Below are 12091 nucleotides of genomic sequence, written 5' to 3'. Positions count from 1 at the left end.
GTAACAGATTAAAAACACGGCTTTTTTTCAACTGGTACGATTAGTTCTTGCCATCTGTGTAAAATGATGTAATCATTTTGTTAAATAAACCGATGAGTTTGTCGTTTTATCAGCAGGTTACTGTTGAATCAGGAGTATAAAAATTATGATAACCAGGCTTAGCGCATTTAAGAAATCGCCTATCGCAGCTGGAATTTTTGCCTTTCTAGGTGCCGCCTCGCTACCAGCTGGTGCCGCTTCATGGGACTTTGGTGATGTATCCGTATCGCTGGATACAAACCTGACACTCGCTACCAGTATTCGCGTTGAAGACCGCGACTACAGTCTAATTGGTAACAGTAATCATCCTCAGTTTAACTGGTCTGGCTATAATGCGGCGACCAACGTTATTTACCCCAGTGCCGATGTGTGGGCGCTGGCTGATGGTGCCTATTCCAGTAACGGCGATTTGGGTAACCTGGCGCATGATTCAGGCGAAGCATTCTCAACCCAGATCTCCGGTAACCACGAATTAGACATTCGCTATGGCGATATCGGCTTTTTTGCCCGCGGTTTCTGGTTCTATGACTTTGAGCAAATGGACAACGACCGTCCATGGGATAACCCGATTACCGGTAATAACACTGAGCTTTGCGACGATCCAAGAGCTAAAGAATTATTGTGTACCGACGTACGTCTGCTGGACGCATTCTTCTATGGCGACTGGTGGATTGGCGATAACCCGCTAACCGTGCGTGTTGGTCAGCAGGTAGTAAGCTGGGGTGAGAGTACCTTTATTCAGCATGGTATCAATACCACTAACCCTGTGGATGTTACCCGCGCCCGTACTCCTGGTGCAGAACTTAAAGAAGTCTTTATTCCGGTAGGCATGGTTTTCGCGCAATTGGGTTTAACCCAGAATGTCAGCGTATCGGCCTATTATCAGTATGAGTGGGAGCGCAGTTGGTTACCGGTTGCCGGTAGTTACTTCGCCACCAACGATTTCGCCGGTGAGGGCGGTCAGGCAAATAATATCCAGCTTGGTTTTACCGGTAACCCGGATATCGATCTGGACTACCTGCTGTCTTCGCTGAATGGTCTTGGTGACGCCCTGCGCGCCGGCGGTAACCCTGCGGCAATTGGTCAGGCTTATCTTGCTTACCCAACAAAAGTGGCCATCCGTGGATACAGTGACGCCGCTCATGTGGATGCAGACGATCAGGGCCAGTACGGTTTACGTTTAACCTGGTTCGCCGAAGCGCTGAATGAAACGGAAATGAGTTTCTATCACATTAACTACCACAGTCAGCGCCCGCTAATTTCTGGTGAAACGTCTAACTTTACCAGTGCGGCCATTGCTGAAGATTTGGCTTATATCGCCAGTCATAACATTAACCGCGATAACATTACCGAGCTGCAGGCTTTCACTGAAGCGAAGTTCTATTATCCTGAAGACATTAAACTGTACGGTTTCAGCTTTAATACCAATATCGGTACCACAGCCCTTGCCGGTGAATTTGCTTATCGTCAGGATGAGCCTCTACAGATTGATGACGTAGAATTACTTTATATGGGTATGCCTGAACAGTTAGCGAACGCAGGTCTGCGTCCTGATCTGGCCGGTATTTCCCAGTTAAATAACATCGACCGTGCAGTTGGCCCGGGCGAAACGGCTCAGGGTTATGTATTTTCTGATACCTGGCAGGCACAGTTTACCGTGTCTCACGTATTTGGTCCGGCACTGGGTACTGACAACCTGATCCTGCTGGGTGAAGCAGGGTATGTTAATATTGTTGACTTCCCGGACCCATCGGTTGTGCGTCTTAACGCGCCGGGTACCGGCCGTACACCGTCGCTGGAGCCTACTGAAACAGGTAATCCGCGTATTGGTTTACACACAGGCTTATCAAACGGACCTGAAACTAACCCATTTGCTACGGATGATGCCTGGGGTTATCGACTACTGGCAGTGGCTGATCACAATAACGTATTTTCAGGTATTAACCTGCGGACTCGTATGACCTTCTCTCATGATGTGAAAGGTACTACACCGGATCCATTATTCCTGTTCACTGAAGATACTAAATCAGCCAATATTTCATTCACTTTTGATTACTTGAGTAAATGGTCGGCAACAGCCTCTTATAGTGCATTCTGGGGTGGTATCGGTACCACCAACCAACTGGCTGATCGCGACTTCGTTTCGTTCAACATCAAGTATGCAATCTAATAAAGAGTAGTATTTATTATGATGAAAAAAATCGGAATTATTGCAGCAGCCCTTACGGTTGCGCTAACGACAGTGCCTGTACAGGCAAAAGTAACTGCGGATGAAGCCGCTAAACTGGGCACCGAGCTGACACCTCTCGGTGGTGAAAAGGCAGGTAATGCAGACGGCTCTATCCCGGCGTGGACAGGCGGTATTACCTCTACGCCTGCTGGTTACAGTGCAGGGGATTTCCACCCGGACCCATACGCAGGGGAGACACCTGAGTTTGTAATTACCGCTGCTAACTATCAGCAATATGCTGATCAGTTATCTGAAGGCTTAAAAAAGATGTTCGAAACTTACCCGGACACCTTTAAGTTACCGGTTTACAAAACTCATCGCTCTGCATCAAACCCACAGTTTGTTTATGACGCGACCAAAGAAAACGCCACCCGTGCTACCTTATTAGATGGTGGTAACGGTATGGCAGGCGCTGCGGTAGGTATTCCTTTCCCCATTCCGGCTAATGGCCTGGAAGCGATCTGGAACCATATTGCCCGTTATCGTGGCCCGGCTGTGCAGCGTAATGGTGGTCAGGCAGCGGTAACCGCTGGCGGCGACTACAACGTAATCGGCTTTGATGAGCAGCTGTTAATTCAGTACTCACAGGAAAACGCTACGCCGGAAAGCCTGCTGGAAAACAACGTGTTATTTATGTTTAAACAGAAGGTAACTGAGCCGGCACGTCTGGCGGGTACTGCACTGTTAGTTCATGAAACACTGGATCAGGTAAAAGAGCCGCGTAAAGCCTGGACCTACAACACTGGTCAGCGTCGTGTGCGTCTGGCACCGAACATCGCTTATGATACACCGGGAACAGCGGCCGATGGCCTGCGTACTACCGATGACTTCGATATGTTTAACGGCTCGCCAAACCGTTATAACTGGGAGCTAAAAGGCAAGAAAGAAATGTACGTTGCGTATAACAACTACACCTTGCACGGCGATTCAGTAAGCTACGAAGATATTCTTAAGCCTAATCACGTAAATCCCGATTTAACCCGTTGGGAAAAACACCGTGTTTGGGTAGTAGAAGCAACCCTGAAAGAAGGCTTACGCCATATTTATCAGAAGCGCGTGTTCTATATTGATGAAGACAGCTGGCAGATCCAACTGGCCGATATGTACGACAACCGAGGTGAACTGTACCGTGTTGCTGTGGCCTATGGTGTGAACTACTACGAAGTTCCGACTCAGTGGTCTACGCTGGACGTTTATCACGACCTGAACTCACGCCGCTACCTGGCAATTGGCCTGGATAATGAGGAGAAAATGTACGACTTCTCAATTAATCCGAGAGAAGCCGAGTTCACGCCTCAGGCACTGCGCCGTGAAGGCATGAGATAACACTTCAGAATAACGGTTGGCCTGGCCAACCGTTTTCTTAATCAGGTATAACGATCCGGAGGCTAAACGTCTTAATGCGTAAATCCATTTCTTCGGTGCTACTGTTGTTAGTTTCTTTTGCATTGCATGCAGAACAGTCTTATCAGGCACCACTTGTTAAAGAATCTCTGTTACTGGATATTGCCTCCGGCGATATCACTGTTGCTGTGGGCGAACGTGGCCACGTGCTAATCAAGCGCGCTGATAGCGACTTTACTCAGGTCACCGTTCCTACCCAATCTACGTTAACCGCTGTTACCCTGGTCGGGGAACATATCTGGGCCGTTGGTCATGATGCCATTATCCTGCATTCCAGCGATGGCGGTGAGCAGTGGCAGGTGCAAATGTACCAGCCCGAACTGGAACGCCCGTTTTTAGATGTGATGTTTTTTGATAGTCGCCGTGGTCTGGCCATTGGTGCCTATGGTTTGTTTTATCAAACCAGTGATGGCGGTAATACCTGGGAAAGCGTGCGCCACGCCGAATTTCTCAACCCTTACGATCGCGAGTACTTAGAAGAAATTCGTCAGGAAGACGAAGAGTTTTATCAACTGGAGTTAAACTCCATTTTACCGCACTTAAACCGTATCAACCGTGGCCAGAACGGCACGCTATTGATAGCTGGTGAAGCCGGTTTACTGGCGATGAGCGATGATGACGGTCAGAGCTGGCAGCGTCTGGAGTCAGACTACACTGGCTCATTTTTCGATTTTGTGCAGCTGGATTCCGGTTTAATGGTGGCCGCGGGCTTACGGGGTAACATTCTGGTCAGCGAAGATGGAGAGCAGTGGGAGACTCTGCAAACCTGTAATACCGCGACGTTAAACTCGATTATCACCGGCCAGAATAAGTTGTCTTTTATAGGCAATAACGGCGTAATGGTTAAGGCCTCTCTGCCTCTGAAAACATCGTCGTTCGACCCGTATGCCGCACCAACGCTTAACTGTGAACCCGCCGCCGGAGTGAGCGTTTCACAAACCGAGAGTAAATCTGCGCTCTTAAATGCGGTGTCCGTAGACGGACAAACTGTTGTCACTGCCGCCGATGGCATCTATTCACTTTCTTTGGATTAACGTGTAGTTATGTCTTCATTTAGTCAAGTTTCAGAGCGTCTGATTTTCAATAATCGACCGCTGGTTATTATTCTGTTTATTTTTGCTACGTTGGTGCTGGCATTTCAGGCATCACGTATGCAGCTCGATGCCGGCTTCGAAAAAAATATTCCGCTGAACCACGAATACATGCAAACCTACATGGAGCACCGTAAAGACTTTGGCGGTGCTAACAATGTGCTTGTGGCAGTATGCGACAAAGACAGTGATATCTTTAATCAGTACTTCTTCGATACGCTGAAGAATGTTCACGATGAACTGTTTTTTATCAATGGCGTGAACCGTTCACTGGTGGTGTCGCTTTATTCACCATCCACCCGGTTTACCGAAATTGTTGAGGGTGGCTTTGCCGGCGGCCCGGTTATCCCGGCGGATTTTGACTCGTCTAACCCCATAGCGTTAGAGACAGTTGCCGCAAATATCGAAAAAGCCAAGATTGTTGGCCGTCAGGTGTCTAATAACTACCGCTGTGCCATGGTAACTGCCCAGCTACTTGAGTTAGATCCTGAAACCGGTGAAGCGCTTAACACCCTGGCACTGGCTGATGAGCTGGAAACCAAGCTGCGCGGGCAGTATGAAGACGATCAGGTAAGCGTACATATTATCGGTTTTGCCAAAATGATTGGCGATGTGGCGACCGGCGCTAAATTTGTTGTGCTGTTCTTTGCCATCGCTATCGTGATCACCGCCTTCATGGTGTATTTCTTCTCTCGCAATATCATGCTCACTGTGCTACCTATCATGTGCTCGGTTATCGCGGTTGTCTGGCAAATGGGTTTGCTTACCACGCTTGGCTTTGGTCTGGACCCTATGTCGATACTGGTGCCGTTTCTGGTGTTTGCCATTGGCGTGAGTCATGGCGTGCAGATGATTAATGCGGTAGAGAAAAACGTTATTAAAGGTAACAATGCCAAACAGGCAGCAATGACCGCGTTCCGCGCGCTGTTAATTCCTGGCGGTATTGCGCTGTTGTCAGACACGGTAGGTTTCTTAACCTTACTGGTTATTGATATAGGCATTATTCGCGAGCTGGCGATTACTGCCAGCTTGGGTGTGGCGGTAATTATTCTGACCAACCTTATTCTGTTGCCGGTATTAATGAGCTTTATCCGCTTCCCGGAGCATTACCTCGACCGCTTTGCCGGTAAGGAATCAAAGTCAGAAGGCCTGTGGCATGTACTGGATGTATGTACCCGTAAAAATACGGCGATCACCATCGTACTGGTTACCGGCATTCTGTTTGCGCTGGGCTTTGTGCAGTCCAAGCAAATGCAGATTGGTGATATTCAGGCCGGTGCTGCGGTATTGCATCAGGACTCACGGTACAACCAGGACACGGCTCTGATCACCGACCGCTTTGAAGTGACGGTGGATTATATTTCAGTTCTGGTAGAAACCACTCCAGAGGCCTGTACCAGCTACGAAACGATGCGCGCTATCGATGATTTCCAGTGGAAGATGACCAATGTGGATGGTGTGCAGTCAGCGGTTTCCCTTGCTTCAGTAGCGAAGGTGGTGAATGCCGGCTACAACGAAGGTAACCCGAAATGGCAGGTATTACCGCGTAATCAGCAAACCCTGGTGCAGGCGATTTCTCGTGTACCTACGTCATCAGGCTTGTTAAACGGCAATTGCTCGGTCATGCCAATCATTCTGTTTATGGAAGATCATAAAGCACAAACCATTACCCGGGTAGTCGATGCGGTGAAGGATTTCAGACAGCAATATCAGACCGAAGATACCCGTTTTAGTCTGGCGTCTGGTCCGGTAGGCGTAATGGCGGCCACTAATGAAGCGGTACAGGCAGCGCAAACACCGATGATGATGTACGTATTTGGTGCGGTGATCATCCTGTGCCTGTTGAGTTTCCGCTCTCTACGCGCCACTATTTCGGTAGTATTACCGCTGTATGTGGTCTCGGTACTGGCACAGGCATTAATGACATACCTGAATATCGGCCTGACTGTTTACACGTTACCGGTAATTGCACTGGGTGTGGGTATTGGTGTGGACTACGGTATCTATATCCTGTCGACCATGAACGGGTTGATTAAACAGGGCATGTCTGTTGAAAAAGCCTACCTTGAGGCGCTCAAGGAGCGGGGCAGTGCGGTACTGTTTACCGGTATTACTCTGGCGATTGGCGTGAGCACCTGGGTGTTCTCGTCACTCAAGTTCCAGGTAGATATGGGTATTCTGCTGACCTTCATGTTCCTGGTGAATATGCTGGGTGCCATAGTTGTGCTGCCGGCACTGGCCAGACTGTTATGGTTTAATCGTAGCGAAAAGTAAATTTTTTCGCATAAGTAACCAATAAAGGAGCCTCTCAGGCTCCTTTTTATTTGCTTAATCTGAATACTTACCCAAAATGTAAATATGATGTAAAAACAGGGCTTTTAATTCCGTCATATTTTCGAGAAAATATGTAGGTACAATCTATACTTAACTACAAATCATCATTAGGTAGAGCACATGACAGCTAACTCTCAGCGCTACTCAGTTTTGCTTGAGAATGTTTTTTCACTTATCGACAAAAAAGTAGATGCCAAAAGCCGTGAGCATATTCACACCTTTGGTCGGCATTTTTTTAAAAATATCTCTCTGGACGACCTTGAGAATCGTAACGACAGCGATCTATACGGTGCCACACTCAGTCTGTGGAATACCTTCTCCAATTTCGATGCCAGCTCACCCCACGTACGCGTATTCAACCCGGAAATCGAGAAGCATGGCTGGAAGTCGAGCCATACCATTGTTGAGCTGATCATTCGTGACGTACCATTTTTAGTCGACTCGGTGCGTATGGCATTAAATCGCCTGGGCATCACCGCACATATGCTGATCCACAGCCCAATGAATATTGAGCGTGATGACAATAACAAGCTGGTAAGTTTTCTCGATGCAAATCAAACCAGCAACTTAAGACAAACCGTGGTGTTTATCGAGGTTGACCGTCAGACCAGCAAAGCCGATCTGGAACAGTTAACCTCAGAACTGCATTCCACCATCGACGAAGTGTCACTGGCAGTGGCTGACTGGCAGCCGATGCTGGATAAGCTTAAAGCCATTACCGGCCAGGTGAGTAAAGCCAAGAAGTTACCGGTGGATAAATCCCATAAAGACACAGTACTTCGGTTTCTCGACTGGCTGAGCGATCACAATTTTACCCTGATGGGCTATCGCTACTATTCGGTTAGTGCCATTGAGGGCGATCATCAGTGGACGCCGGATAACGACAGTAGCCTGGGGCTAATGAAAAACTCCATCAGCGATAAACCACGGTTACTATCTAACCTGCCGGCAACAGCGCGGGAAGAGGCGTTGAGTCAGCACCTGTTATTACTGACCAAAACGAACAGCCGTTCACGGGTCCACCGTCCTGCGTACATGGATTATGTCGGCATTAAAGAATTTAACAGTAATGGTCAGGTTACCGGCGAGCACCGCTTCCTGGGCTTATACTCTGCCAGTTTTTATAACAGCAGTACCAAGGATATTCCGTTACTGTCGGATAAAATTCGTCGCATTTGCGAGTTGTCGCAGTTCGATCCGGATACCCACGCCTTTAAAGCGTTTAACAACATAGTAGAAACTTACCCACGGGATGAGCTGCTGCAAACGCCGGAAGAGGAAATGGCCGAAATCATCCGCGGCATCTTCCAGATGCAGGAACGCGGTATTACCCGCTTATTCGTGCGCAAAGACACCTTTGGCCGCTTCTTCTCGTGTATGGTGTATGTGCCCAGAGAGCGCTATAACACCCAGTTGCGTAAAGAAACCCAGGCATTATTGAAGCGCTCGCTGAATGCCAGCGGGGAAGTGGAATTTACTACCTTTTTCTCAGAGTCGGTGTATGCCCGGACTCATTACATCGCCAGGGTAGAAGACAACAATGCGGAATTAGACGTGAAGGATATCGAGCAGAATATTATTGAGTTAACCAAAACCTGGAATGACCGCCTGTCGTCTGCTTTATCTTCGGCTTATGGTGAAGCCAAAGCGAAAATGCTGGAGCGTAATTATCTCAATGCTTTTTCGCCCTCTTATACCGAGCAAAACCTGCCCAGTGCAGCCTTAGTCGATATCGAAAAGCTGGAACAACTGACACCTGAAGAAAACCTCGGTATGTTGTTTTATCGACCACAGGAAGAGCAGTCCGACAGTCAGATAGTGAAGCTAAAGCTATTCCACTTGTTTGAACCGATTCATTTGTCTGATGTACTCCCGATTTTGGAAAACTTTGGTTTACGGGTTATTGACGAAAGCCCGTATAAGATCCAATGCGCCGATGGCAAGCTCAAGTGGGTCATGGACTTTACCATGCTGCATAAGAGCGGTAACGACCTGGACATGGTCAAGGCCCAGCAGTTATTCCAGGATGCCTTTGCCAAGGTGTGGTACAACGATCTGGAAGACGACGGCTTTAACCGCCTGGTGCTTAGCGCAGAACTCACTGGCCGTAACGTAACCATTCTGCGCGCGTTTGCTAAGTATATGCGCCAGACCGGTAGCAGTTTCAGCCGTGATTATATTGCTAATACACTGTCGAATTATCCGCACATCGCCGAAATGCTGATCAGCTATTTTGAGCTGATCTTTAATCCAGGCCGCAAGCCGAGCAAGAAGCGCCAGCAAACGCTGCAGGATAAAATTACTGAAGCGCTGGACCAGGTAAGTAACCTGGATGATGACCGTATCATTCGTCGTTATCTGGATATGATCAACGCCACACTGCGGACTAACTTCTATCAGCCGGCAGAAGATGGCAGCGACAAGCCTTATGTGTCGTTTAAATTGCTGCCAGAGCTGATCCCGGAAATGCCATTACCGCTGCCGAAGTATGAAATCTTTGTGTATAGCCCGAAAATTGAAGGTGTGCATTTACGTGGCGGCAGGGTAGCCCGTGGTGGCTTACGCTGGTCAGATCGCCAGGAAGACTTCCGCACCGAAATTCTCGGTCTGGTAAAAGCTCAGCAGGTTAAAAATACCGTGATTGTGCCAGTAGGCGCTAAAGGCGGTTTTGTGTGTAAACAACTGCCTGCGGGGGCCAGCCGTCAGGAAATCTTCGAAGAAGGCAAAGCTTGCTACCGTACGTTTATCCGCAGCTTGCTGGATATTACCGACAACATTGTCGACGGTGAAATTGTGCCGCCGAAAAATGTTGTGCGGCTGGACGAAGACGATCCTTACCTGGTAGTTGCCGCCGATAAAGGTACAGCGACATTCTCGGATATTGCTAACGGTATCTCAGAAGAATATAACTTCTGGCTGGGCGACGCTTTTGCCTCAGGCGGTAGCATTGGCTATGACCACAAGAAGATGGGCATTACTGCCCGCGGTGCCTGGGAGTCGGTTAAACGTCACTTCCGCGAAATTGGTATCGATTGTCAGACCACTGACTTTACTTGTGTTGGCGTAGGCGATATGGGCGGCGATGTATTTGGTAATGGTATGCTGCTGTCTGAGCATACCCGCCTGATTGTTGCCTTTAACCACCTGCATATTTTCTTCGATCCGGATCCGGACGCAGCGAAAAGTTATAAAGAGCGTCAACGGCTATTTGAAAACCCCAGCCTAACCTGGGATGACTACGACAAATCGCTGATCTCAAAAGGCGGTGGTGTGTTTAGTCGGGCGGCTAAATCCATTACCTTAACGCCGGAAATGAAAACCTGGCTGGGCACCCGTCAGAATTCGATGACGCCCACGGAGCTAATTCATAACTGCCTTAAAATGCCGGTCGATTTGATTTGGAACGGTGGTATCGGCACTTATGTGAAGAGCAAAAAAGAAAGTCACAGTGACGTGGGCGACAGAGCCAACGATGCGCTGCGGGTTAACGGCTGCGATCTGAAAGCTAAAATCATTGGCGAAGGCGGTAATCTGGGCGCTACGCAGTTGGGCCGTATGGAATTTGCTGCCAACGGTGGTCGGGTGAACACCGACTTCATCGATAACGTTGGTGGTGTGGATTGCTCAGATAACGAGGTCAACATCAAAATCCTGCTAAATGCACTGGTCAGTAACGGCGATCTCACCGTTAAGCAGCGCAACAATTTGCTCTACGACATGACCGATGACGTAGCGAAAATTGTGCTACAGGATTGTTATCGCCAGACACAAACCATCTCGGTGACTGAGATGACCGGCGTTTCGTCACTTAAAGAACAATTACGCTTTATCCATGGCCTGGAGCGCGATGGCGCGTTAAACCGCGAACTGGAGTTTATCCCTAACGACGATGAAATCTCCGACCGCGCGGTGCAGAATCGCGGCCTGACCCGGCCAGAACTGAGTGTTATTACCGCCTACGGAAAAATGGTGCTCAAAGACCAGCTGAATATTCCGGCCCTTACCGACAATCCGTATCACGGTAAGTTGCTGATCAGTGCCTTCCCACCGGTATTACGTGAACGCTTTGCTGAACAAATGCAGCAGCATCCGCTGCGGGCAGAGATTATTGCCACCAAGTTAACCAATAATATGGTTAATGATATGGGCGCAAATTTTGTGTATCGCATGCAGGAAGAAACCGGCGCGGATATTGTGGAAATCACCAATGCCTACAGTATCGTTAAAGGGGTTTTCAGTATTGGTCAGTTGTGGCAGGACATTGAAAGCCTCGACAATAAGGTGGATGCCAAGGTACAACTGGCAATGCTGGAATCGGCCCGCCGTTTAATGCGCCGTGGTACCCGTTGGTATATTCGCCACGGTGATAACTGTAACGACATTCAGCAGTGCATCGAGAAGTATCAGCCGGCGGTAAATGATCTGTGTGAAAACTTGTCGAACTATCTGGTGAAACAGGAAATCAGCCAGCTCGAAAAAGCCACCCAGAACTGGATGGAGAAAGGCGTTCCGCAGGATATCGCTGCCCGTGTTGCCGCCTTCAGTAATCTGTTCAGCGCACTGGATCTTACTCAGGTGGTGGAGCAGGGCTCGCACAGCATCGATGTAGTAGGGCGGTTGTATTATCAGTTAGGCTCAACCCTGGAACTGCACTGGTTCCTTGAGCAAATCAACAATCAACCGGTAGGTAACCACTGGCAGGCACTTGCCCGGGCATCTTATCGTGAAGAGCTCGACTGGCAGCAGCGCTCGATTGTTGCCACTTTACTGGCCGGCAACACTAAATCAAAAGATGCCGATACGATTTTAGACAACTGGATGCAAAATAATGAAGCCTTGCTAAAACGTTGGTATCATATGATGAGTGAGTTTAAAACCAGCTCGAGCCACGATTTTGCGAAGTTTTCTGTTGCTCTGCGTGAATTGATGCTTTTAAGCATGAAGTCTAACCAGTAAACTACGCAACCAAGGGTTGATACCTGCTTCACGCTGG

5 protein-coding genes are annotated in these 12091 nt (G+C 48.6%); all 5 read left to right on the top strand.

The annotated features are described in order from the left end of the window. Positions 1-145 precede the first annotated feature (145 nt). The 5 genes from D9T21_RS22470 to D9T21_RS22450 all read left to right on the top strand — a co-directional run bounded on the left by D9T21_RS22470 (position 146) and on the right by D9T21_RS22450 (position 12054). Positions 146-2209 carry a DUF1302 domain-containing protein gene (locus D9T21_RS22470; RefSeq protein WP_123327390.1) on the top strand — a complete coding sequence of 688 codons (2064 nt, stop codon included), beginning with the start codon at positions 146-148 and terminating at the stop codon, positions 2207-2209. A gap of 18 nt (positions 2210-2227) precedes the next feature. Then, entirely contained in the window at positions 2228-3595 is a 1368-nt protein-coding gene (locus D9T21_RS22465) for a DUF1329 domain-containing protein (protein ID WP_123327389.1), read from the top strand. 74 nt (positions 3596-3669) lie between these two features. Continuing rightward, positions 3670-4707: a WD40/YVTN/BNR-like repeat-containing protein gene (locus D9T21_RS22460; protein ID WP_123327388.1), complete on the top strand. Its 1038-nt coding sequence runs from the start codon at positions 3670-3672 to the stop codon at positions 4705-4707. A 9-nt stretch (positions 4708-4716) separates the two neighbouring features. Further along, the gene (locus tag D9T21_RS22455; protein ID WP_123327387.1) at positions 4717-7038 is read left to right on the top strand and encodes an efflux RND transporter permease subunit; all 2322 of its coding nucleotides are present in this window, start codon (positions 4717-4719) and stop codon (positions 7036-7038) included. A gap of 180 nt (positions 7039-7218) precedes the next feature. Then, positions 7219-12054 carry an NAD-glutamate dehydrogenase gene (locus D9T21_RS22450; protein ID WP_123327386.1) on the top strand — a complete coding sequence of 1612 codons (4836 nt, stop codon included), beginning with the start codon at positions 7219-7221 and terminating at the stop codon, positions 12052-12054. Positions 12055-12091: the final 37 nt, after the last annotated feature.

This window comes from Marisediminitalea oceani (assembly GCF_003731635.1).
Classification (GTDB): domain Bacteria; phylum Pseudomonadota; class Gammaproteobacteria; order Enterobacterales; family Alteromonadaceae; genus Alteromonas; species Alteromonas oceani.
The sequence above is the reverse complement of the archived record's forward strand: the minus strand, read 5'-3'. Positions and strand labels throughout refer to the sequence as shown.

Coding starts and splice junctions, on each gene's coding strand:
- D9T21_RS22470 (WP_123327390.1), top strand. CDS start 146: ATGATAACCAGGCTTAGCGCATTTAAGAAATCGCCTATCGCAGCTGGA.
- D9T21_RS22465 (WP_123327389.1), top strand. CDS start 2,228: ATGATGAAAAAAATCGGAATTATTGCAGCAGCCCTTACGGTTGCGCTA.
- D9T21_RS22460 (WP_123327388.1), top strand. CDS start 3,670: ATGCGTAAATCCATTTCTTCGGTGCTACTGTTGTTAGTTTCTTTTGCA.
- D9T21_RS22455 (WP_123327387.1), top strand. CDS start 4,717: ATGTCTTCATTTAGTCAAGTTTCAGAGCGTCTGATTTTCAATAATCGA.
- D9T21_RS22450 (WP_123327386.1), top strand. CDS start 7,219: ATGACAGCTAACTCTCAGCGCTACTCAGTTTTGCTTGAGAATGTTTTT.